The 22,238-nt window shown below is 44.3% G+C and carries 19 protein-coding genes and 4 pseudogenes; 13 read left to right on the top strand and 10 right to left on the bottom strand.

Annotation, left to right across the window (positions count from 1 at the left end; genetic code table 11):
• The first annotated feature begins 56 nt into the window (after positions 1 to 56).
• The 6 genes from QUA33_RS18590 to QUA33_RS18565 all read left to right on the top strand — a co-directional run bounded on the left by QUA33_RS18590 (position 57) and on the right by QUA33_RS18565 (position 3,360).
• Entirely contained in the window at positions 57 to 518 is a 462-nt protein-coding gene (locus QUA33_RS18590) for a DUF3598 family protein (RefSeq protein ID WP_333150124.1), read from the top strand.
• A 15-nt stretch (positions 519 to 533) separates the two neighbouring features.
• Complete coding sequence (locus QUA33_RS18585; protein ID WP_333150122.1) at positions 534 to 1,748, top strand: DUF790 family protein; 1,215 nt, start codon at positions 534 to 536, stop codon at positions 1,746 to 1,748.
• A 175-nt stretch (positions 1,749 to 1,923) separates the two neighbouring features.
• Complete coding sequence (locus tag QUA33_RS18580; RefSeq protein ID WP_333150120.1) at positions 1,924 to 2,643, top strand: DUF2786 domain-containing protein; 720 nt, start codon at positions 1,924 to 1,926, stop codon at positions 2,641 to 2,643.
• Entirely contained in the window at positions 2,634 to 2,750 is a 117-nt protein-coding gene (locus QUA33_RS18575; protein ID WP_445243262.1) for a DUF433 domain-containing protein, read from the top strand. The genes QUA33_RS18580 and QUA33_RS18575 overlap by 10 nt, the downstream gene beginning before the upstream one ends.
• A gap of 50 nt (positions 2,751 to 2,800) precedes the next feature.
• On the top strand, positions 2,801 to 3,001 hold the full coding sequence (locus tag QUA33_RS18570; protein WP_333150119.1) for a DUF2281 domain-containing protein: 201 nt from the start codon (positions 2,801 to 2,803) through the stop codon (positions 2,999 to 3,001).
• Complete coding sequence (locus QUA33_RS18565; RefSeq protein WP_333150117.1) at positions 2,995 to 3,360, top strand: type II toxin-antitoxin system PemK/MazF family toxin; 366 nt, start codon at positions 2,995 to 2,997, stop codon at positions 3,358 to 3,360. The genes QUA33_RS18570 and QUA33_RS18565 overlap by 7 nt, the downstream gene beginning before the upstream one ends.
• Positions 3,361 to 3,541: 181 nt before the next feature.
• Here the strand turns inward: QUA33_RS18565 and acpP are convergent, their stop codons facing one another.
• Complete coding sequence (gene acpP, locus QUA33_RS18560; protein ID WP_333150155.1) at positions 3,542 to 3,772, bottom strand: acyl carrier protein; 231 nt, start codon at positions 3,770 to 3,772, stop codon at positions 3,542 to 3,544.
• A gap of 1,440 nt (positions 3,773 to 5,212) precedes the next feature.
• On the opposite strand from acpP, the gene QUA33_RS18555 reads away from it, so the two are divergent.
• Positions 5,213 to 7,819: a dynamin family protein gene (locus tag QUA33_RS18555; protein ID WP_333150115.1), complete on the top strand. Its 2,607-nt coding sequence runs from the start codon at positions 5,213 to 5,215 to the stop codon at positions 7,817 to 7,819.
• 163 nt (positions 7,820 to 7,982) lie between these two features.
• Here the strand turns inward: QUA33_RS18555 and QUA33_RS18550 are convergent, their stop codons facing one another.
• From QUA33_RS18550 to QUA33_RS18515, 8 genes are all read right to left on the bottom strand, one after another.
• A complete protein-coding gene (locus QUA33_RS18550; protein WP_333150113.1) occupies positions 7,983 to 8,363 on the bottom strand; it encodes a Uma2 family endonuclease in 381 nt (126 codons plus the stop codon).
• A gap of 365 nt (positions 8,364 to 8,728) precedes the next feature.
• Positions 8,729 to 9,790 carry a 3-deoxy-7-phosphoheptulonate synthase gene (gene aroF, locus QUA33_RS18545; RefSeq protein WP_333150111.1) on the bottom strand — a complete coding sequence of 354 codons (1,062 nt, stop codon included), beginning with the start codon at positions 9,788 to 9,790 and terminating at the stop codon, positions 8,729 to 8,731.
• A 213-nt stretch (positions 9,791 to 10,003) separates the two neighbouring features.
• Positions 10,004 to 10,477 carry a PAM68 family protein gene (locus QUA33_RS18540; RefSeq protein ID WP_333150109.1) on the bottom strand — a complete coding sequence of 158 codons (474 nt, stop codon included), beginning with the start codon at positions 10,475 to 10,477 and terminating at the stop codon, positions 10,004 to 10,006.
• Between the two features lie 95 nt (positions 10,478 to 10,572).
• Complete coding sequence (gene rpsO / locus QUA33_RS18535) at positions 10,573 to 10,842, bottom strand: 30S ribosomal protein S15 (protein ID WP_015174482.1); 270 nt, start codon at positions 10,840 to 10,842, stop codon at positions 10,573 to 10,575.
• Positions 10,843 to 10,992: 150 nt separating this feature from the next.
• Positions 10,993 to 11,616, bottom strand: a complete 624-nt coding sequence (gene ruvA, locus QUA33_RS18530; RefSeq protein ID WP_015174486.1) for a Holliday junction branch migration protein RuvA — start codon at positions 11,614 to 11,616, stop codon at positions 10,993 to 10,995.
• 18 nt (positions 11,617 to 11,634) lie between these two features.
• Positions 11,635 to 11,997, bottom strand: a complete 363-nt coding sequence (locus tag QUA33_RS18525) for a type II toxin-antitoxin system RelE/ParE family toxin (protein WP_333150107.1) — start codon at positions 11,995 to 11,997, stop codon at positions 11,635 to 11,637.
• Complete coding sequence (locus QUA33_RS18520; protein WP_333150106.1) at positions 11,987 to 12,241, bottom strand: type II toxin-antitoxin system RelN family antitoxin; 255 nt, start codon at positions 12,239 to 12,241, stop codon at positions 11,987 to 11,989. Before QUA33_RS18520 ends, QUA33_RS18525 begins: the two co-directional genes overlap by 11 nt.
• A 72-nt stretch (positions 12,242 to 12,313) precedes the next feature.
• The gene (locus QUA33_RS18515) at positions 12,314 to 14,950 is read right to left on the bottom strand and encodes an AAA-like domain-containing protein (protein WP_333150104.1); all 2,637 of its coding nucleotides are present in this window, start codon (positions 14,948 to 14,950) and stop codon (positions 12,314 to 12,316) included.
• A 1,088-nt stretch (positions 14,951 to 16,038) separates the two neighbouring features.
• Here QUA33_RS18515 and QUA33_RS18510 point away from each other — a divergent pair.
• From QUA33_RS18510 to QUA33_RS18485, 6 genes and pseudogenes are all read left to right on the top strand, one after another.
• A complete protein-coding gene (locus QUA33_RS18510) occupies positions 16,039 to 16,248 on the top strand; it encodes a hypothetical protein (protein WP_333066317.1) in 210 nt (69 codons plus the stop codon).
• 269 nt (positions 16,249 to 16,517) lie between these two features.
• Positions 16,518 to 17,090 (top strand): hypothetical protein, encoded by a 573-nt coding sequence (locus QUA33_RS18505; RefSeq protein WP_333066315.1) that lies wholly within the window; start codon positions 16,518 to 16,520, stop codon positions 17,088 to 17,090.
• Positions 17,091 to 17,323: 233 nt separating this feature from the next.
• Positions 17,324 to 18,040, top strand: coding sequence for a GUN4 N-terminal ARM-like repeat domain-containing protein (locus QUA33_RS18500; protein WP_333150102.1), 717 nt, complete (start codon positions 17,324 to 17,326; stop codon positions 18,038 to 18,040).
• A gap of 269 nt (positions 18,041 to 18,309) precedes the next feature.
• Positions 18,310 to 18,729: pseudogene (locus QUA33_RS18495) on the top strand (hypothetical protein); the annotation flags it as partial.
• 54 nt (positions 18,730 to 18,783) lie between these two features.
• Positions 18,784 to 20,230 (top strand): annotated as a pseudogene (gene tnpC, locus QUA33_RS18490) (IS66 family transposase).
• Positions 20,231 to 20,257: 27 nt separating this feature from the next.
• Positions 20,258 to 20,984, top strand: a pseudogene (locus tag QUA33_RS18485) (IS4 family transposase); the annotation flags it as partial.
• A 254-nt stretch (positions 20,985 to 21,238) separates the two neighbouring features.
• Here the strand turns inward: QUA33_RS18485 and tnpC (QUA33_RS18480) are convergent.
• Positions 21,239 to 22,162 (bottom strand): annotated as a pseudogene (gene tnpC / locus QUA33_RS18480) (IS66 family transposase); the annotation flags it as partial.
• Positions 22,163 to 22,238 lie beyond the last annotated feature (76 nt).

Raw genomic sequence — 22,238 nt, 5'->3', positions numbered from 1 at the left:
GAAGGTTGCCTAATTAGTGTATAATCTCAATATTGACTAATTCATAGTACCGGAAAATGATCGATATCACACAAATAAGTAACTTTAAAGTCTTCCCCAAACATACAGGAGTTTGGGAGGGAACTTGGACAATTCTCAATGCTGATTTCCAAGACACCCAGCGTTTTACAGCAGTGTTAACCCAGAAAATTGTTGATAACCAGTGGAGGCAAACAAACGTTCAAACTTATGCCAATGGCAAGAGTGAAACACAAAACTTTGTGGGTCATGTTGTCGGTGAAGGGCAAGTAGAAATTGAAAGTAATGACTCTATCTTTTCTAACTACAAGACACTAGCCACAGAAGTTGGAGATAATTTAATCGTTTTTCAAGTATGGGACAAAGCAACTGGCATTCTCAGGGCTGTAGAAACCATAAATCTTGTCAGTTGCGATCGGCGAATTCGGACTACCCAAAGCTTGACAGAAGAGGGAAAACTCAGGGGAGTTATGGTGATTGTTGAACGAAGAATTGAGTAAAAGTTTTCACTGCTTATGCTACCAACTGATCTACTAAGTCACCGCCAAAACGGGGAATCAATCGTCCCGCTACGCCTCAAGATAGATGCTAAAAACTTAGAAGCAGCTACAGAAATGATCAACTGCTTCCAAGAGTCGATCGGCAAAACCCAAGGCGAACTCGACGGACGGTTGCTAGAATTAGAAGGCGACAGCCCGGATTATCGGCTGAAACGGGGATTAGCGCACCTGCTGAAAGGCGGTTTCTGCACATTGGAAGTCATCAGTCCCCTAGAACCCTCAGAGTTGAGACAGCGGGTTTTTGCATTGTCCGCGCGATCGACTCCCAGCCCTCAATCCACCCAATTAACCCTGGAAAAAGTAGCAAGTGAACTCAGCCAAGAGTTAAACAGAGAAGTTTTGCCACACGAAATCACTACAGGTTTATACGCCGATTTAAACGAAAACAAAATCCTCACTGAGTTTAATGCACCAACTCCCGAAAACTTGCTTCACAAATACAATCTTTCTCAAGTTCAAGGCATATTTTACCGAGCAAGTCAAGTCCAATTAACCGCCCACCGCAACGATCCGGGAGAATACAAACTCTTATTTCGCTATTTGAAACTATTTCAATTAATGACTTACATCGAAGGCGATGCAGACCACGGTTTTACACTGACAATAGACGGTCCTACAAGCTTATTCAAACCCAGTACCCGCTACGGCTTAGCCCTGGCGAAAATGCTGCCCGCACTGCTGCACGTCACCAAATGGAGTATGCACTCGACACTGCACACAAAAGATCCTTTTAGCGGCGTTTTGAAAATAGGTAAATTTACCCTCAATTCCGACTGCGGTTTAGTCAGCCACTATCCCCCTGGCAAGCCGTATGATAGTATGTTAGAAGCAGCATTTGCTGAAAGATGGAATTCCACAAAAACCGAGTGGCAACTAGAGCGAGAAGTTGATTTAATTCCGATTCCAGGTAGTGTGATGATTCCCGACTTTCGGTTGGTGCATCCCGACGGGCGAGTGTTTTTATTAGAAATAGTTGGCTATTGGCGGCCGGAGTATTTGCAAAAGAAATTTGCACAAGTACAGAAGTCTGAATGCGATAACTTGATTTTAGCTATTTCCGAACGGCTGAATTTAGAAAAAGCCGGGGTGAATGTAAATGATGTGCCAGCAAAAGTAGTCTGGTTTAAAGATAAATTGTTGCCCAAATCAGTCCTGGAAGTCCTCGAATAGTAACCAATCCGCGCATCAGTTGCAAACTTCTTTCTTTCTCTCTCTGCGCCCTCTGCGCCCTCTGCGGTTCAAAAAAATCCTCCTCAAAAAACATCGCACATTCCCAGCTATACTAAAATAGGAATTCACCCAAATCCTTGCTACCGCATACTCTCACCCTAAAACCGATTGAAAAATGCCAGACACAAGTATTGTCGAAAGAATCAAAAAGCTTTTAGCCCTCGCCACCTCATCCAATGAAAACGAATCGACTGCTGCGGCCGAAAAAGCTTCTGTTTTACTGGCACAGTACAATCTCAGCCTCGCGGATTTAGGGCCAAATCACCAAGAAGAGATTGACGAAAACTCAGTTGAAACAACATCCAAATTTGTGACTTGGAAAATGATGCTGCTTTCGGGAATTGCCGACGCTAACGGTTGCACTGCCATGCGAAACACTTATAATGGCAGTATGTTTTTGGTGGGAACTTCTACAAACCTGATTGTTTGCAAACACCTGTACGAGTATTTGAGTTCGGCGATTGAAAAAAGGGCTAAATACCGCAAAGGAAACGGGAGAGGGTTGGCGTATCTGAATGCTTTTCGGGTTGGATGCGCGACGAGGTTGAGACAAAGATTGTTGGAACAAAAACAGGAGATGGAAAAGTCGGGGATTCCGGGTTCGGGGGATGTGGCGGCGACTCCAGGGATTGTAGTGCGATCGATGTTTGAGAAAAATCAACGGGCGATCGCGGATTATCTAGAGGGCCGAGGGGTTAAAATTAGAACGAGAACAGATTCTCAAGTCAGCAGCGCGGCGGGTTTTAATTCGGGGTATGAAGTGGGCGACAAAATTAGTTTGCACAAGCAAGTGCAGCCGCAAGGGGATCTGAAACAGCTTAATGAATGTCTTTGAGTAGGGTGTGCGATTCTGGGATGACTTATCAAGAAATTCTAGATGATTTTCCCTATCTCACCCAACAGGATATTTGGGCTTGTTTGAGTTTCGCGGCTAAACGGTAATTGGATAGAGAGCGTTATAGTTAAGTGAATAAGATACATAGGGTAAAAACATGACAGTTTACGATCTAACTATTGCTAAAATTAGCCAACTGCCAGAGTCACTTGTTCAAGAGGTGAATGATTTCATAGACTTTTTGCTCCTCAAATACAACAGTGAATTGCCACAGCTTAGTGAATCCGACTTTTCTGACTATTTAAAGAATTTAGAAGCCTACGAAGAAAAGTTAGCCCGTGGAGAGATTCAATGGTAGGATATTCATCAGTAAATCCCACATATACAAGAGGAGATGTCGTGTTATGCGATTTGAATCCGGTAGTTGGTACAGAGCAAGCTGGTATAAGGCCTGTTGTCATTTTACAGATCGATCGTGCTAATGCAGTAAGTCCTCATACTATTATGGCACCGTTTACTACAAAGATTCGTCGCGCTCTTTTACCTTCTCATGTATTTGTTCCATCTGGAGTTGGGGGTTTAAATCAAGATTCAGTAATACTTTGCGAACAGATTCGAGTGATAGACAAATCTAGGGTTATTAGGGTAATCGGTCATTTAGATCAAAATTATATGGATGATCTGGCAGTAGCCCTACGTGTGATTTTAGGTTTGTGAGCGATCGCTTTTCGTCATTGATTATGAGGATTGAGACTTAACTGAAATTCTGCCAATTCATCATCGCAATTAAATATTCCTGACTCTGAAGTCCACCCAAATTATTTCATAGTTTGGGAATCATCTTGAATCTGAGCTTCTGTTGTTTCAGGAATTTGAACTTGGTTACTGTCTTGGCTTTTTAAACATCAACTTTTTTGTAAATGTAATCAACAGCCTGTTGAACGGTACTAATTTGCTCGGCAACTTCATCGGGAATTTCAATGTCGAATTCCTCCTCGATTGCCATAATTAGCTCTACTGCATCGAGAGAATCTGCTCCTAAATCATTGGCAAAATTAGCGTTGATGGTGACTTGACTTGCATCAACTTCTAGTTGCTTGGCAACAACGGCTTTGACTTTTTCATAGATTTGCTGCTTAACCTTACCACTTGGGGAAGATTCAGCAAAAACGTTAGGAGTAGTGGTATCAGTTGTAGTTTCATCAGGATCTAATTCTGATTCGTATTCCGATTTATCCCGGACTCGGAAATAGTAAAACAGATTAGCAACAGCCAAATCAGACGCTTTTTCCAAGTTCGACGATACTAAACTTTTATGACCAGCTATTTGCCCTTGCTCAAGGATATAATCTTCATACTCTTGACGCTGCTGCGGATCGAGCATTAATTCCAGTTGAGTCCGAAGAGAATAAAAATGAGACTTAGGCCGCAAATTTTCATAAAATAACTGTTCATCCGGTATTGCTGAAGCTGTTGTTGCTGATTTTTGATCACCGCTTGATGAAAAATTTGCATGAGTAAAATCTTTACTCTGTAACTGTTTTAGCTCAGTTTCGGGCAAAGCTTTAGTCCATTCAATCTGATTAAGCCAAATGTCTAAGGCGGCTAAATCGTGATTGTGAATTCGGGTGATTTCAGGAAATAGAAAATCAAGCTCTTCGTCAGAGTCACAGCATTGTATGATATCGAGGCCATCTTGACGGATTTGTTGTTGAAGTTGAGAAAGCCGATCGCCCGCAGCACCAAATTCATTTTGCACCTGATACGTGCCGATAATACTTTGCTCGATCGCCCAACTGCACTCTAACCGCCGCAACTGTCCCGCCGCACAAGTTTCTTCTAATAAATGCGGATTTCTGTAGTCTGCTAAAGCTTCAAACAACATCCCCCGCGCTGCGTCAATTTCAGCATTGCGACGGTTAATGTCTTGAATTTGCAAAGCCGATCGCATTCGTTGAATTGCTTGATTAAATAACCCGTAAGCCCGCACTAAGACTAGGCGATGGTTCTCAAATTTTATATCTGCAACCACTTCCGAAATTAATTGCTTAATTTCTGCGCCTTGACCTTTCAAAAGTTGTTCTAAATTGATGAAACCATTTTCTACTTTAACTTCCAGCTTTTCAACCGCTTTTTTTAGTTTCAATGTCTGGTGCAAATTCACCGCTGACAAGGCTACCCCGGCGAAAGTTCCCACACCAATGACGGCTGTTGTCGCTTGCAGCACCCCCAAAGTGGCTTGGACGCCTTGAAAGCCCATGTGCATTTGCTGCATTTGCAAGCCGCCCATAACGAACTGCATGGGAGACACTAAGGGCGATAGTGGGTTGTTGTTGAGGGCGGCGCCAACGGCATGGGCTACGAACTCTCCCGTCGCTGCATCTCTCGCCATGCCGATCGGCACTCCAGCAGATGTAAACACTTGTGCGTACTTACCAGCCTCGATCGCAGCCTGTACCGCTGCGGGAAATACAAAGTTCATCATCAATTTTTACCGTGTTACCAATCCACAGAATAACTAATATATTATGATAGTTTCAATAAAAAAAATTATCTAAAGGCGCGGCAAATGGACACTTCGGTAATTAGTCCGCAAACGGTTGAGCTTATTTCCCGACTGACAGGGCAAAACCTACGAAAAGAGGATATTACTCCGCCCGTGCTTTTTCTTGCGGGATTGGTGACGGTATTGCTGGGAGTCATTCATGCCGACGGTACGGTAAGTGCTGAGGAAACTCAGCGATTGCGGACAACTTTTACGGAGCTTATTCCCGCTAACAACAATTTGCGCCCATTGGTAATGCCGATGGTTAAGAGCGTGCGGGAACAGCAAGTTTACAAGAAATTGACCGCGTTGCTGGCGCTGACAGCGTGTTTTTCTGAGGAGGAAAAACTGCTGCTGATTAGTTTTGGGTATCAAATGTCGGCGGCAGATGGGACAATAGATAAACGCGAAAAAGAGTATTTGACGATTGTCGCCAACAAACTCGGAATCCCTGGGCGATTTTTGACTGTTTTGGAAGCCAGTTTTAGCAGTCAAGCAATAAGCGATACAGCAGCTTTAACAGAACTCCACTCGTTACTATATCCAGCGCAATTTCAATCTCTCGATTCTATGTTTGTCCGTGCTGCCAGTCACATTATCGGACATTTACCAGCCAAACCGAAACACAAAAAAAATCAAAAGCAATCAGTTTCGTCATATCAGGAGTTGAAAAAATTTCAGGATTATCGGCAACAACTGAATGCTCTTTGTGAAAAACTAGGTTTAACTCTGCAAAATGGAATCGATCGCAACGTGCTATCTCCTACTTTAGCAGAAGAAATAACCAAAGTATCTCAGAGATTGCAATCTCCATGTTTTCGCGTTGCTGTTGTCGGCGAATTTAGTAAAGGCAAATCAACCTTACTAAATGCTTTACTCGGTGAGGAAATCCAACCAGTGCGCGATATTCCCTGTAGCGGTAATGTGACTATTTTGAAATATGGTTCGCAGCGCCGGGTTATTTGTCGCTACAAAGATGGACGGGAGGAAGAAATTTCACCTGCACAATATCAAGAAAAAGCTTCGATTTCGGAAGAAGCGGCTTATGGTTCTTATGCCGATGAAATTGCCAAGTCGGAAATTGCCGAAATCGTTTTTGAACATCCCGAATTAGAGTTGTGCCGCAATGGGGTAGAAATTATTGATTCTCCTGGGTTGAACGAACAAGCCGAACGCACATTAGTCACCCAACAGGTTCTCAAAACAACTGATGCAGTGATTTTCTTAACTCATGCTCAAAATGCTTTAACGGAGAAAGAGCGGGAACTGCTTTTGTACTTGAATAAAGAAATAAATTATGGCAATAACGAAGGCGCGGGGAATATTTTTATGGTAGTTAATTTTTTCGATTTGCTGCGGCGCGAAGAGAGCCGCCAGCAGGTAAGAAAAAGGGTGGAAACGATTGTTAAGAGTCAAAATTTGATGGCTAGTGAAAACCGGATTCATTTTATTTCTGCTCAATCTGCATTGGAAGCGATTTTAGCAGGCAATGAAAATGATGATTATCTAAAATCTTTTCAGGGTTTTACTGATTCGATTGAGAAGTTTCTGACAGTTGAACGGGGAGCGCTCGCACTTCGGCAGTCCGCCGCCGGAATTAAGCAAATTATTAATACGGGCTGCGATGAATTGATTCAAATGCGGGAAATGTTAGAAGGAAAATTGACAGTTTCCCAAGGAGATAAGGCGAAGATTTTTGAACAAATGGCGGAAGTAAGCGGTCGCGAGGTTAAAATTAGATTTTTAGCTAATGAATTGATGGAGCAATCTTTAGAAGAAGCTCTTGAATCTTGGAATGAATGGGTGGAAGGATTGGGAGAACGTTTGCTATCGAAAAGTCATTACTGGAATTCCGAACACGGACACATCATGAGTCAAGACAAGTTGACTAAAGATTATGCCGATCAATTTGTACGAGACATCACCAAAGAAATTGATGACTGGGGCAATCAAAAAGTACAGTCAATTTTACAACAAAATATGGGAGTGCTAGACAGCCAAATCGGTGAAGATATTGATGCAATACGGCAAGAATTTCAACAGTTTGACCAGCAACTGAGCACTAGCCTTGTCGCTCAATTCAATAACTTAGCAACAGCAGGTAGCTTAGGCGGATTTGGCGCAAGTGGAAGGGGAATTGCTTCCTCAATTAACCCAAATATCGGTAGTGATGAAAGCTTAGGCGTTGGTTTGGGTCTCGGTGCATTAGTAGGTGCTGGGTTGCTATTTTTTACAGGACTTGGTTTTATAGGAGTTATTTTGGGTGGCTTAGCTGCTGGCGCTGGTGGCGGTTTTGGCTTTAGTTTTTTAGATGGCGATGCTGTTAAAGATCAGATTAAGCAAAAAGTTTGCGAGTTAGGCGTTGAGAAATTTGACGAATCTGCCCAGTCTATTTTTGAGAAGGTACAAGAAAGAATTATTACAGTGTTTAACGATCGCACTAACGCCAATAGCGATGCGATGTCAAAAGCGATCTCGCTGTGGGATAATTTATTAGAACAGCAGGAAAAGCGCGATCGCCAAAATCAAGCAGAATGCGAAGCCGAAAAGGTTTGGCTGGCTGACAAACGTCGGGAACTTGAACAAGTACAGAATCAAATTGAAACAATCTTAAATCAAAGTGCTCGCTAATTCAATGAGTAACGGGTAAGCGCCAAAAAACCATAGTACCTTGTAAATACTATGGTTGTGTCGCTGTGCGTGACAGTCAATAGTCCCACCGCCGCGACTTGAAGTTTTCCCGTTGTCACGCACCATACCACTGATATCTTGCACAGAGTACGATCGCCCTCAATCAATCAATCAATTCCGCTTCTTCAAAAATCTGTCTAGTCGTCAACTCCAAACCAGGCAGCAACTCATCCACAATCGGTGTATTATCCGTATAAACTTGACTCAAACCATCGGTCAAAAAACTTCTAATTAAAATAGCTTCTGGATCGATTACCCAAACTCGCGGAACTCCCGCCGCCAAATAATCTTTCGCCTTCTCTTCAAATTCCTTCATACTTTGATCCGGCGAGATAATCTCAATCACCAGTTCAGGAATTGCCGGACAAGCTTCATTTCGCCGCCAACTTTTCGGCAGACGTTCATAAGAAATGTACGTTAAATCGGGAACAGGTGCCCAATCTTTATCCTGACGTTTTAACAAAATTGCCCATTCTGGAAGCACTCGCCCGCGTCCTTTACACCATACACGAATCAGGTCACACAAAGAAAGCTCCCTGTAAACTGGAATGAAAAAAATTTTGGAGACACTTTAGGAACTGCTTCACCATCTACAAACTCACAATATACATCTCCGTCGGGCAAAGCTAGAAATTCTGCTAAAGTGAGTTTGGTTCCGATGCCTACCATGACTCCCAGCCCTCTCGCTAATTAATTCAAATATCAATTATACAAAATTTCTCAACTTTCCTAAAAGTACGATCGCCCCTGGGCCTCTATTCCAAAAACAGAATAACAAAATCCCCGACTTCTTTAAGAAATCGGGGATTTAAGTGCGATCGCATTTTAGGTTAGGCGTTTCGCCTGTTTTTATGCCAAAACAGGCACGGGCTGCGGCCAACGTCCCATGACTTTACCAATCACCGCCAATTCTTCCATCAACTTGTCGAACTGATCCGGTGTTAAAGATTGCGGCCCGTCAGACAAAGCTTTTTTCGGATTCGGGTGCACTTCAATCATCAGCGAATCTGTACCAGAGGCGATCGAAGCAAACGCCATTGACGGTACAAACTGCGCCCAACCGGTGCCGTGACTCGGGTCAACCATCACCGGTAAGTGAGTCAGAGTCCGCAATACTGGCACCGCCGACAAATCAAGCGTATTGCGTGTATATTGCCTGTCATACCCGCGAATTCCGCGCTCGCACAAAATCACGTTCGGATTGCCAGAAGCCATGATATACTCAGCAGCCATCAACCATTCTTCAATGGTGGCGGAGATGCCGCGCTTCAGCAAAACAGGTTTGTCTTGAGCTCCAACTTTCTTCAAAAGTGAGAAATTCTGCATATTTCTCGCCCCGACTTGGATCACGTCGGCTACTTCCACGATCGCACTTAAGTCCGCCGCATCCATAACTTCTGTGATAATTCCCAAACCGCTAGCTTCCCGGGCTGCAGCTAGCAATCCCAAAGCACTCTCGCCGTGGCCTTGGAAAGCATAGGGAGAAGTTCTCGGTTTGTAGGCGCCACCACGGAGAAAATGAGCTCCAGCAGCTTTGACGCGCATTGCCGTTTCGACAATCATTTCTTCGTTTTCGACCGAGCAAGGGCCTGCTACGATCGCGATCGGGTGATGCAGGCCGATCGTTACAGTTCCTAAAGGAGTAGCAACCGCTACTTCGCTGGGTTCTCCTTGGCGATATTCGAGAGAAGCGCGTTTGTAGGGTTTTTCCACCCGCAGCACTTCTTCAATCCAGGTGCTCATTTCGCGCAGTTGCATCGGTTCGAGCTCGGCGGTGTCGCCTACCAAACCCATAACAACTTTGTAACGGCCGACTATTTTTTCTGGTATCAAACCCCAGGTACTGCGGAGGTCTTCGTCTAGTCGATCGATCTCGGCTTCTGGAGTGCCGGCTTTCATTACAATAATCATATTTTTTTTGCCTTTTCTGTTGGGCTAAACTACGGATGATGACTCTGATGCACTGAGAAAAATAGATGCAATGGCGATCGAGAATCTATTTATATCAGTATTATTAGCATTTTTGTGGGGCGGGTTCTTATTCCCTCCCCAAATACAAACTCTAGATGGTTAACAGCTTAGTTTTTAGCTAATGACTAATAACTAATAACTAATGACTAATGACTAACTTTTTGGCTTCGCGGCGCGCCACGCTTCTCGCATCCGTCCAAAATTGGTATTAAATTCTTCCCACCCCAGAGTGCTTCCTGAAACTTCTTCATCCCAGGAAGCTGAGAGGACTCCGTAGCTTAATCCCAGAACGCCTAGACCAAAACAGCCCATGCTTACCAGCAATACTGCTGTGTTGGGCAGATCGAACAAGCCGTTGCTGACTACCAAATAGCTGACAAAAAATGTGGAAATTCCCAATAGAGTAGGTATGCCGCAGAATACCCCTATCCGAGATATCATGCGTTGGCTGACTGCTTCTGGGATGGATTGCGCCTGTTTTCCGGTTTTGTTAGCTTTCGGCTGCTTTTCGGCAGAATCCGACTCTAAGGCTACGCTTGCTTGGGGTTCTGGGGGCTTTTTAGGCGTTTTTTTACGATTTGTTGCCGGTTCAAAGGGCAAGCGCTTGCGGGGTGGTTCGGAGGACATATTTTATCTCTAACCTGAAATCTCGAACATTTTTCAATAAGTCTTGGTGTTTGTCCAAGATTAAAGAATATTGTCGCAAATTTTGGCTTTGGTGTTTAGCCGCGAATGCCTAGGCGGGCAATCAATGCTTTGTAGCGATCGGCATTTTGCTTTTGGATGTATGCCAGCAGGCGCTTGCGGCGGCTGATCATCATCATCAAACCGCGCCGGGAGGCGAAGTCTTTTTGGTTGATTTTCAGGTGGGCGCTGAGTTTGGTGATGCGATCGGTCAGCATGGCGACTTGGACATCTGCTGAACCGGTATCGGTTTCATGGGTTTGGAAGTCGCCCATGATTTCTTGTTTGCGCTGTTGTGTAAGAGCCATGAATTGATTTTAGTTTTTTTTGTACGATTGTCACAATCTCCAATGTTATCACAGGCGAAGCATAATAACGATAAAATTTTTGCCACGGATGGGTTTGTTGACCCGACCGAATTTTGGTTTTTATTCCCGGTTTTTGGATGTTGTAGGGGATTATCGGCTCAAATAGGCGATCGCCTCACGTATCCAATCATCGGCATTACCTTTGGCGGACAAAGTGCTGTCTTGACTGAGGGTTTGCAGCGCTTGCAAGACTTCAGCCGCAGTGTATCCCATCGCCAGCAGGATCATCTCAACTTCTTCTTGAATAGCTGGGGGGACTCCGGCGGCGACTGAAGTTGTCAAACCTGCTTGTTGTCGCCATTCGGAGAGTTTGCTTTTGAGCTCCAGGGCGAGACGTTCTGCGGTTTTTGTACCCACACCCGGTGTTTTGGCGAGGATGCGGGTGTTACCGCCGACGATCGCCTGGACTAAATCTTGTAATCCTAAAGTATCGAGAAGTGCGATCGCTAGTTGAGCACCGACACCGCTGACACTCGTCAACTGCCGAAACAAATCGCGTTCGGCCGCGCTGCCAAAACCGTACAATACGATTTGGTCTTCTTTAACTTGCTGGTGGGTAAAAATTTGGGCGACTTCGCCGGAGGCTGGCAATTGACCGGTCACGCGGGGCAAAATTTGGATTTCATAGCCGATTTGATTGACTTCGAGAGTCAGGATGACGCGGTTGCTGCCTTTGGCGATATCGGCTACTGTGCCTTTGAGATAGCTAATCATAGAGTTAATAATACACCGCTATTGGTTTTCGTCAAACTCGGCGATGATGTTGCGGATTTCGTTGAGGCTGATATCTGTTCGATCTGATTTTGAGTAAATGGTTAACAAAAGTACGCTGACGGGCGATTCAATCTGATAAATCATGCGATACCCTGCACTTTTCCCTTTTTGGATGTTGCTGTTTTTCAATCGGACTTTTAAGATGATATAATCTTCGCCCATTCCGGGAATGCGATCGCCAATAAAATTGCCAGCCTGTATTTGTTCAATTACGGGCTGGACATCATTGCGGATACTGCGATATCTTTTCGCGAGGGCATACAAATTTGCTTCAAAGTCATCCGCAAATCCGATCGTGATTGCTTCGGCTTCATTCGGCATCGATTCTCTCCCACAGTTCAGAGATTGGTCGGGTTTGTCCGGCTTTGGCTTGCTGCAACGCTCTTCTGAGACTGGCTTTTACTTCTTCAACTGGAGTATCGTCGGGGTCGTCTTCATCTTCATCTGTAGGTTCCTGAAAAAGGACGATGATTCGCACGCGGCCGGGAGTTTCTGCGGTTAAAGGTCGATCGAGAATTAATTGACCTTTTTCGTCGATCGTTCCTGTGACTTCAAAGGCTTTCATTTGTTTCTCCTGAATTTTTTTAAATTAATACTATTATATAACCCTGTTCGAGTTCGAGCGATTTTGTTATTCTCAAGTCAAAATAAGCTGCTGTTTAACCAAAGACAAATCCGTCTTACCAAAATTCACAACCAAAGCCACATTGAAATTTTCCAACGATTTGACAAACCACATAATTTCATTAGAAGTTTTACCTTCATAGTGATTAAACAAAATAGAAAATCGCTTTTCCAACTCTGGTTTGACTTTTCCCGAAAGCAGTACAATTTTCAGCAGTAAACCCATTGTCCTGCTGGCGCCAAGATTGTAAACCAAGTCGTAAAAAACGTAGTGGCTGGGATGTTGAGAATTTTCCACTACTAAGAAGTTGAACAACTGGTGGCAAGTCCGAACTAACAATAAATTATTGAATTTCACCGAATCATTTTCTCGCAATGTATTTTTGATTTGTTTGTACAAACGGTCATTAAATTGACGCCCGCCGTATTCTGGCTCGATCGACGATATTAAATATTCATATAAATTTACTTTAAATGAGCCGTAAGATGGAGTTTGTCTGGAATCTCTCAGGAAAAATTGAGCCGCTTCTTTGTAGCTGCGATCGCCTGCTACTTTTCCCGCAAATTCCCTGACCGCTAAGTGCAGTTCTGCATCGTTCAAAAGTGTGGGATTAGCTGCCCGCTCCACAATTCCTATTTCTGTATTTCTCGGCTCAACCAAATAATTTAAATATTGAGACAAATGTGTTTCAAATTGTCGCTGTCTTTGAAATGCCAGTTTTTGAATGGTTTGTTGGTCTTCCTCAATGCTGCCCTTGCTCAGTAGAGAATAGCCGTACAAATAAGGATACCGACATATCAATTCGCCCAAAGGAGAATCTGTATCTTGTGTCTGCGGTTCCGCCTCTCTATCTAAGGCTTTTACTAAGCGCTCTATGGTCTGAAATTCTTCACTTTTAGTAAAGAAAGCTATTTGTTCTTGCAAGCGCTTGACTATGTAAAATTCCGTCCCAAATCGGGGAGAAGCCTGCTTGAATAAAGCTACCAACTTGGCGATCGCGAACTGGTTGTGTGATTGCAATTGCCAGCGGTTGATCGGGATGTAGCAGCAGCGGTGGAGGATATATTTAAAGTGCTGATCCAATCGCTTGACGGAGACTATACTGTACAAAGTTGCTTCAATCTCTCGATCGGGATAGCCCATGCCGTCGATAAATAGCTTTCGGAACCGCTCGATCACCTGTGCGGGGGATTCTGTTTCCACGCAGGAAACGATGTGATCGTACAATCTCTGTTCGTTGCTGCCAGTTGGAACACTATCTGAGGGCGGGGTCAGGATGCTGCTGTCTGCATCTGTGTCTATGCTGCTGTCTGCAACTGGTGCGACAACCACTGTCGGTTTTTCCTCAAAAGTTCGATCGGGATTCAAGAACCAATAGTGTTCTTGGCTTAATTGTTTGTTCGCAGCCCAATCCAAAGCTGACTGCAAACTTTCTCCTGTCAATAACAGCGATTCATCTTCGCGGTCTGAAGCCAGCCATGCTGATAGCGCGGAGTGGTAGGGAGCCAATTTCCCCAGCTCTTTTTCCACCCAGAATCTATTAAAAACTGACTGATAAATTAGGTTAGAAACTATTAATTTACCGTGAGACTTAACCACCAGTCCTGACAGTTGCAATTCAATTTTTTCGGGAGAGTAATCTGCTGGTACTCCCTGCGATTCCCCCGGTTTAGTTGCCTTGATCGGTTGCAAAGCTTCCTGGTACAGCGTTAACAGCCGCGTGAGGTCGCAGTGGCTATGGAAAATGCGATCGCGAATTGGTATTAAATGTTGGGGTTCGTCTTCTTCTTCCCAATTTTTAATAATTCTGTGTTTGACCAGTTTTTCAACCTGATGAGCTTCGGCATTTCTGCCAATAAAAAGTCCGTATTCAAGTACCAAGTGGCAAATTTTTTGAGTTAAAAACGGTTGGCCACCCGTCCAAGCTAATATTTCTTGGAGCACTTTTTGGGGGCGAAAAGCTTTGAGAGCCAATCCTTTTGCTAGCGGCAAACTTTCGTGCAGTTGGAATCGACTTAAATGAATCTGCCGTCCAATATTAAAAGGGTTGCATCTTGGATCTCGGATCAATTCTGAGGGGGCTGCTACTCCCATAACAGCAAAAGTCAGGCGATCGTATTCCGGTTGCTCTGCCCGCTTGGAGTAACAAGCTCGGATCAAGGCAAAAAAATCGCTGGTATTGAAATTTAGGCTGCTGATGCTGTCAATGTCATCTATGAAAATTACCAGATTTTGCTGAAGTGACTTGAGCAAAACTTTTTCGAGAAATATCTCCAATCGCTGCACCGGCGATAGCAGTTCGCGATCGTTCCACCACTTGATGGCATCAAACCTGTTTGTGATGTGTAAACTGCTTGCCATGCGGTACATGATTGCGCCATACCACTTTTGGGGGGAGATATCAGGGCTGCTGATGCTTCTCAAGTTGACGGCGGCAAAAACTGTACCTTCGGCTTGCAATCTTTTGGCCGTTTGCACTAGCAGGCTGGACTTTCCCATTTGCGGCGCACTCAACACGTAGCAGAAATCTCCGGCTTTGAGTCCTTCGTAGAGTTCGCTGTCGGCCGATCGCCTGACATAGGTGGGCGCAGCGGCAGGCAAATATCCTCCGACTTGATAGTGGTACGTTGAGTTGAGTTCTGCTGTCATCTGGGAATTCATCAAGATTTTACACCCCTATGCTGTGCGATCGAAAGGTTACAAATTGGAAGTATTGCCCGCTTATAGCATTTTAGATTTTAGATTTTAGATTGGGGAATGACTTATTCAATAAGAGTTTGGAGTTTGCCTAGAGTTGGGAGTTGGCCTGTTGCATTTGCATTGTTTTTTTTGAATCGGCCTTACTACGGTGGAAAATTTTTGTTCCTCTTTCTCTATTGTCTACTAGCTCAGCTTTTTCCTTGTCAATCTTTACCGTATCTTTGCAAGCGTTCGTCCCAAATCCTACGATCGGCTGAATCCTACCTCGACCCTTGATTTTTTACACTCGTTCACATAATTAGATGAATTTTCACTCTCCTCGGATTGAAAACGCTCAAACGCCCTTTTTTTCACATTTTTTTACAATAATACTTTAAATTTCACCCGGTGGTATGATGTGGGCAGGGAAACTCCTAACCCGAGCTCCGTCAACCTTCTGCCTTCAAATCCGCTTGCCGGATGCCGGAGAAAAACGCGCTCGCAATGGCTGCCAATAAAAAACCCCAGCGTTTTGCTGAGGACTGCTTGAGTGGGAGATATCGTTAATCTGCGTTTTTTTAGTTGACTTAGATTGCATGGAATTCCATGCTGCTGACATTCCCCGGGCTTTCGCGTTCGGGGATTCCTAAGAACAAACTTTTCAGGATGCATCCACAAAAAGTTTAATTCTTAAAGGCTTTGTCAGTACCAGGCTAACCACTTACTCAACTATAAAAGTTAAGTCGGTGGCTAATTGTAGAAGATGCGCCCTGATGGCTTAACTACCCGATGGATTAGCACCCTGATGGCATAACTCCCTGATGGATCGACGCCCTGATGGCTTTCGCTCCACTACCCAAAAAATTCGGGTTGATGGATGATCGTGGACATTAGTAACACGTCACTTCCGGCGTTTCCGATCGCAAGCGGGTGTGCCTGTCTGAATTGATTATGGCAGGCAGATTTATCAGAAGACAAGTGGGCTATTGCATCAACCCATTTCTGACAGATCGGGTTAGCCAAAAAGTGTCAATCTACGCAAATCAGGGTCATCGAACATGAAAAACAGCATCTTAGTATTAGGGGTAATTGCCTCGGCTGGCTTCGGCTTTTTCCAGGCAGGCAGCACCAGCGCTTTAGCGATCGCCCCACAACATTCATCAGCCAGCAGTTTGACGGCTTGGGAGAGTCGTCCCGACTTTAACTACACTGGAACGAATGAGGATGGGGAGCAAGAAGAGGTAAAAACGCGTAAAGGCAGGAAATAGGCGCTATTGTGTCGTTCGCTCTGATGCGGTTGTGGTTGTAGTTGTGGTGCTTGTTGTCCCAACCGCCTCTGATCGAGGTAGTTAAAACTCGATCCCAAGATCGGTCTACCTAATCCCAGGGGTGGGGATCGGTTTCAGAGAACGGTGGATGGGAAAATAAATAGGTAAGGCGAGTCTGTCGGTGGAGTTTCCCCGCCTATCAACTTCCTTACCTTCTGATGTTCGGGATTTGGATCTGGCACAATCGTATTTCATCTCGTAAAAACCCAATGGAAAATACTCTCGAAACTACCCGCAGACAGCGCGTATTGACAAGAACCCAGGAACGGCGTCAGGCAACACCCAAAGAAAAACAGTTAATTCATCTGCTAGCCAATATGGCTTGCAGTTTGATTAAATACGACTACAAACACGCAGCGGGCAAGGGTACTCTTCCGCCTTCGGAAAGCAAGCGTTTAGCAGAATGGCACTACCTGCGAGTTCAGCAAATTCGCCGGATCGAACGCTCATTGGAGCCCGTAGCGACCCTCAAGCGCGTGTACTACAAGAGCATCCTCAGTCCGAGAGATCTGAAGTCTTTGAAACTTCTGTGGCTGGAGGAGGACAAAAACCGTGTCAAACGGGTCGATCCTGAGTTGGACGACATCCTTAGCGAAGCTTTGGATCGGGGAGATACTTTAAAACAGCTATTTCATTCGATCGAAGTCAAAGAACGCACCTTTTCTGCAACTCCTCGCCCCGGCGCCGTGCCGCTGTGGGTCAAAGAGTGGGAAGACTCTGAATATGACATAAACTTTTTTCCGCCTTCGTTCTCTGCATGGGTTTCGATCGTGGACGACTAGGTTCAAGAAAAACTCTTCACCAATGGCATCAATCGTAAAATTCAGATGGTAGACGGATTTGCTATTGCTGCCATTGGTGAAGAGGGTGGGGGCGTGAGGCAAAACTAGGCGGCGTTGCGCGCAGGCATGTGAGTACAGAGAAGTGAATCGGAGTCAGTACCATTGTACAATGGGGGAAAACCAGGGCTTCAGCTAATCGCTGATAGCTGATAGCTGATAGCTGATAGTTTCTCATGACTGACTCGATTTCTACTTCTCCTCTAGACTCGGCGGCCGATACAGCCGAACTCCGCTCTCAGTTGAGGTCGGGTTCGGAAAAAACTCAACTGCAACTGCTACAACAACAAATAGCAGATTCCGGTTGGGATGTATTGATGGAATTTTTATTAGAGCGCAAGTCAGAGGAACCGACTGCGGTAATGGGTAAGGCTTACCAAATTCTTTACAGTGCTAATTCTCCGAGAGCGGCGGAGTTTTTGCAAGCGAATTTTCCGACTGGGGTTGTGCCGCTGATCTCGGACTCTAACGTTGATTACACTCCGCTGCAACAATTATTGGCGTTACAGGAATTTCAAGAAGCCGATCGCTTGACTTTAGACAAGCTTTGTGAATTGGCGGGTGATACAGCTTCCGTGAGAAAGTGGCTGTATTTTACGCAAGTTGAGAGTTTGCCCGTGGCGGATTTGCAAACAATTAATACCCTGTGGAAAGTTCATTCCGAAGGCAAATTTGGATTTTCAGTGCAGCGGGAAATTTGGCTAAGTTCTGGCAAGAATTGGGATAAATTGTGGCCGCTAATTGGCTGGAAGAAGGGGAATAATTGGACGCGGTATCCGCAAGAGTTTATTTGGGATTTGAGCGCGCCGAGAGGGCATTTGCCGCTGTCGAATCAGTTGCGGGGAGTACAGCCTTTTGCGGCTTTGATGGCTCACCCTGCCTGGTTGAAGTGAATGGTTTTGGGGCTTTTGGAGAATGTGGGGCGGGCTGGATGTTCTGCCCGAAATTTGTTGGTGTGGGTTCTGACGGTAACACCCGTGAGAACATAGATAGGGCTTGCTGAGGCGTTGCACAATTAAAGGATGATATTGAGGTTATATCAGGTTCGGGTCATTTGTGACAAGTTAAGAAAAAGTGCAAATTGTCAAGGGGGTACACAAAAAAAGATAAAATAGGATGAAACATTGACCTGGCAGGCAGTTGAGCCATAATTGAACCAGTTATGATTCGCACAAAAAGAATCAACCGAGACCATGCGAAGAAAAAAAATCGTCCCCAAGTAGAAAATGAAGCGATCGCGAATCACCTGGAAGATTTATTAATTCCGGCAATGGCTGCCCAAAAAACTTTTTATCGCCAACTAAATTTAAGAGATAGGATTCTAACACTACCATTAATGATAGCAGCAATATTGAGTCTCTTATGGTGAGACGTAGCAGGAGTAACAGAATTAACCAGATTATTAAATAGAGAAGGATTTTTATGGTGTCAGCCACAAGAGATTAGTCAACAAGCATTATCACTGAGATTTTTAAGTTTTCCAGCAATTTTATTTGAAAAAGTATTTAAAGAGTTGCTGCCTCATTTTCGCCAAGAATGGATGCTGAGAAAATCGAGACCTTTACCAGATAGCGTACAATTTGGTAAGGATTCAGGTCAAAAAAACTTCAGTGGCGGCATCTGGTAAAATAAACAAATGAAAAAGCCCGCAGCCACCAGACACAAAGAAAAAACCCAAATCGAGCAGTTGAGCCAAGCTGAACTGGTGGAAATGGTGTTGGGGCTGCAAAAAATTATTGAAGAATTGCAAGAGAAACTAGCCATTGCTACGGGAAAAAGTCGAACAACCAGTCAAACTTCATCAAAACCTCCATCAACGGATCTGCTCCAAAAACCAGAGAAACCAACAGTCAAACCAGAAGCAGACCAGAAAAAGAAGCCCGGTGGACAACCAGGTCATCAGGGAAAAACCCGAAAAGGGTTTGGACGAGTAGACAGAACAGAAATTAGCTCACCCAGTATCTGTCTTAATTGTGGTAGTCAAGAATTAAGTGAAGTAATTAACATCCACAGACAGCAAGTAGCAAGTCTAGTAGCAAAACCAATTGAAGTCGTCGAATATCAGACACAATCGTGTAAATGCCTCGAATGTGGCGCTGTAGTTAGAGGAGAACAACCCTTGGGAATAGTTCCAGGGCAAGACTTGAGCGTTAATCTGCAAGCACTATTAGTTTGGCTGGGGAATTATGGGCATCTTTCTTACGCAAAGCTGACTGAGTTGTTGTGGGAACTCGGCAGGATAGAAGTGGGAGTCGGAACACTCCAAAAAACCAATCAACGAGTAGCAGCAGCAGCAGTAAAGCCAGCGATTAATGCGCTGTGGGAATGGGCCGGGGTGCAATCAAATGTTCATGTAGATGAAACCCTAAGAGTGTGTCATGGGGGTTAAAGAATGGCTATGGACGGCTAGTGGAGAAGGATTCTGTTTATTTCATGCTGCAGATACCAGGGGGCGGGTGGAATTAGAAACCATGCTGGGCAAAGAATTTGCGGGAGTCTTAAGCTCAGATGATTTCAGCGTTTATAATGGCGGGAACATCGCAGCCCAACAGAAGTGTCTGGCTCATTTACGACGGCATTTCAAGAAAGTGCTGGGACTTCCCGGCAACAATAATGCAGCAGTCGCTCAAATATTTCTGTCATTAATTGATGAAGCTTTTATCGCCCATGAGTCCTGGCGAAAGACGAAGGAGCAACTTACCTACGACTCCTGGGCAACTGATTTCAAAATACGATTGAATAAAGCCCTTGCCACTTGGTTGAACCAAGTTGGTTATGCCACAGGTTTGTTACTCAAATCCTTACGGGATAAGGCAAAACAGTGGTGGTATTTTCTGGATAACCCCTCGGTGCCTCCTGATAATAATAAAGCCGAACGTTCCCTACAGCTAGCTGTCACGAAACGGAAAGTTTCTGGCGGCTCTCGTTCCATAAAACGATTTGAGGAAACGGCTAATCTGCTGAGTGTGATTCAAACCTGTCGTTTTCAAGCTCGTTCAGTAATGGCTTTTTTCCGTGATGCTATTTCTGCCCATTCTTGTGACTTGGCTCGGCCTGAGCTTATTCCCCTTTTGCAGACCTGAATCCTTACACAATTTGCTTGAAAAAACTTTGAAAATATCTGGATAGCTGATGCTTCAACATTAGAAGCATTATTTCGGAAACTAGAAAGTTTATCAGATGTGCCAATTGGTCAATTAGCGGGAAAAATTGGAGTAATCATAGACCTAGTAACTCATCTTCCCGAAGAAGTTTGGTTTTGGACAAATCCGAAACAAGCAGATACTCATGTTCGAGGAAGATTTACTGAAAACAGTTAAGCCCAAAACCTTGCTGTTATTGGATAGAGGCTTCTATCACTTCGCTTTTTGGTCACAACTAATCGAGCAAGAGATTGGATTTATTACTCGGATAAAGAAAGGTGCATCTTATCAAGTGGAACAGGTATTAACTAATACTTACGACCTCAAAGACCAGATAATTAAGATAGGTGCAGGCACAAAAAAAACACCAGCTCTGACGATAAGATTAGTACAAATACGTTCCCAAAATTCCTGGCGTTATTATCTAACAAGTGTTCGAGAACCCGAAATATTACCACCCTATGTAGTAGCAGATTTATATCAAAGACGCTGGCGAATTGAAGAGGCGTTTTGTACAGTTAAAAGATTACTAAATTTCAGCTACTTATGGACAGGCTCGTCAAATGGCATTAAGCTACAAATCTGGGGTAGTTGGCTCTTTTATGCGGTTTTAATAGATTTAGGAGATGCTATTGCGGATGAATTAGGAGTCCCGCTGGAACGTATTTCTTTAGAAATGATTTATCGGGGGATGGGCTCTTCTGGGTTTGAGGGGATTAATGTATAATGAGATACAATGAATACGTGGTGATAGGCATGGACTTGCATCTTGATAGGTTGCTAAATTTACCAAATACAACCATCGAAAGTTTTACGGAAGAAGAAAATAAAATTATTCTAAAGCTGAGATTCTTACATGATGAAGCTCCTTGCCCCCATTGTAATAGGCAGAAGACATCTCCGAAAACAATCAAAGCCTCTGTATAGTTAAGTTGTAAGGATTCAGGTCTAAAAGTGGGGAACAAGAGAAGGCATCAAAAAGTTACAAGAATGGGCAGATAGAGCATCCCGGAAAAAAGCCATTGCACTTTTACCTTGAAACCGACAAGTCTGAATCACTGATAACAAATCAGCAGTTTGTTCAAACCGAGACATCGATCGGGAACCGCCAGATACTTTACGTTTAGTCACGGCTAATCGTAGAGAGCGTTCAGCTAAATTATTGTCAGGGGGAATGGATGGGTGGTCTAAAAAATACCACCATTGGTGAGCTTTCTCACGCAACGAACGCAGTAACAGTCCAGCAGCATGACCCACCTGACCTTGCCAAGTATTTAACAATGCTGCCAGTCTGGTCTTAAAGTCCCTCGCCCAAGCATAATAATCGATTTCTTCGGGGTGAGAGCGCCATTTTCGATGTTGTCGAAATGCCTCATCAATTAAATCCAAGAATTCCTTGGCGACAACTGTGTTGTTACCGTGACCCAGAAGCAGAACTTTCTTAAAATGTCGTCGTAGATGGGCTAAACATTTCTGTTGCGCTCCCACCTCAACACCGTTATATACGCTAAAATCATCAGAACTCAACACTCCTGCAAATTCATGCCCCAGCATGGTTTCTAATTCTGAGCGACTGCGAGTGTCGGCAGCATGAAACAGGCAAAAATCTTGACCTGTGGCTGTCCACAACCATTCTTTGATGCCCTTGACACACCACGGGGTTTCATCGACATGGATGTTAGGTTGTAACGGTGCCCATTGCCATAAGTCTTCAACTGCGGGCTTGACAGCATCAGCTACCCGCGCGTTGGTTGCTTGTAAAGTACCTATGCCAATTTCAATGCCACCTATTTCTCGCAGCAATTCTTGTTGTTTTTCATAGGATATGTGGCCATAATTACCTAACCATACCAATAATGCTTGTAGGTTGATAAGTAGTCAGACAGAATTAATTACAGAAATACATAGTATAATGATATTTCCGGCAAAATTATGAGTTAATTACAGT

It is taken from the genome of Microcoleus sp. Pol14D4 (assembly GCF_036701245.1).
GTDB lineage: Bacteria > Cyanobacteriota > Cyanobacteriia > Cyanobacteriales > Microcoleaceae > Microcoleus.
This window is presented reverse-complemented; position numbering and strand designations above follow the sequence as displayed.

Excerpts from the sequence above, each read along its gene's own strand:
- QUA33_RS18590 (WP_333150124.1), top strand. The coding sequence starts at position 57 with ATGATCGATATCACACAAATAAGTAACTTTAAAGTCTTCCCCAAACAT.
- QUA33_RS18585 (WP_333150122.1), top strand. The coding sequence starts at position 534 with ATGCTACCAACTGATCTACTAAGTCACCGCCAAAACGGGGAATCAATC.
- QUA33_RS18580 (WP_333150120.1), top strand. The coding sequence starts at position 1,924 with ATGCCAGACACAAGTATTGTCGAAAGAATCAAAAAGCTTTTAGCCCTC.
- QUA33_RS18575 (WP_445243262.1), top strand. The coding sequence starts at position 2,634 with ATGTCTTTGAGTAGGGTGTGCGATTCTGGGATGACTTATCAAGAAATT.
- QUA33_RS18570 (WP_333150119.1), top strand. The coding sequence starts at position 2,801 with ATGACAGTTTACGATCTAACTATTGCTAAAATTAGCCAACTGCCAGAG.
- QUA33_RS18565 (WP_333150117.1), top strand. The coding sequence starts at position 2,995 with ATGGTAGGATATTCATCAGTAAATCCCACATATACAAGAGGAGATGTC.
- QUA33_RS18555 (WP_333150115.1), top strand. The coding sequence starts at position 5,213 with ATGGACACTTCGGTAATTAGTCCGCAAACGGTTGAGCTTATTTCCCGA.
- aroF (WP_333150111.1), bottom strand. The coding sequence starts at position 9,790 with ATGATTATTGTAATGAAAGCCGGCACTCCAGAAGCCGAGATCGATCGA.
- QUA33_RS18540 (WP_333150109.1), bottom strand. The coding sequence starts at position 10,477 with ATGTCCTCCGAACCACCCCGCAAGCGCTTGCCCTTTGAACCGGCAACA.
- rpsO (WP_015174482.1), bottom strand. The coding sequence starts at position 10,842 with ATGGCTCTTACACAACAGCGCAAACAAGAAATCATGGGCGACTTCCAA.
- ruvA (WP_015174486.1), bottom strand. The coding sequence starts at position 11,616 with ATGATTAGCTATCTCAAAGGCACAGTAGCCGATATCGCCAAAGGCAGC.
- QUA33_RS18525 (WP_333150107.1), bottom strand. The coding sequence starts at position 11,997 with ATGCCGAATGAAGCCGAAGCAATCACGATCGGATTTGCGGATGACTTT.
- QUA33_RS18520 (WP_333150106.1), bottom strand. The coding sequence starts at position 12,241 with ATGAAAGCCTTTGAAGTCACAGGAACGATCGACGAAAAAGGTCAATTA.
- QUA33_RS18515 (WP_333150104.1), bottom strand. The coding sequence starts at position 14,950 with ATGACAGCAGAACTCAACTCAACGTACCACTATCAAGTCGGAGGATAT.
- QUA33_RS18510 (WP_333066317.1), top strand. The coding sequence starts at position 16,039 with ATGAAAAACAGCATCTTAGTATTAGGGGTAATTGCCTCGGCTGGCTTC.
- QUA33_RS18505 (WP_333066315.1), top strand. The coding sequence starts at position 16,518 with ATGGAAAATACTCTCGAAACTACCCGCAGACAGCGCGTATTGACAAGA.
- QUA33_RS18500 (WP_333150102.1), top strand. The coding sequence starts at position 17,324 with ATGACTGACTCGATTTCTACTTCTCCTCTAGACTCGGCGGCCGATACA.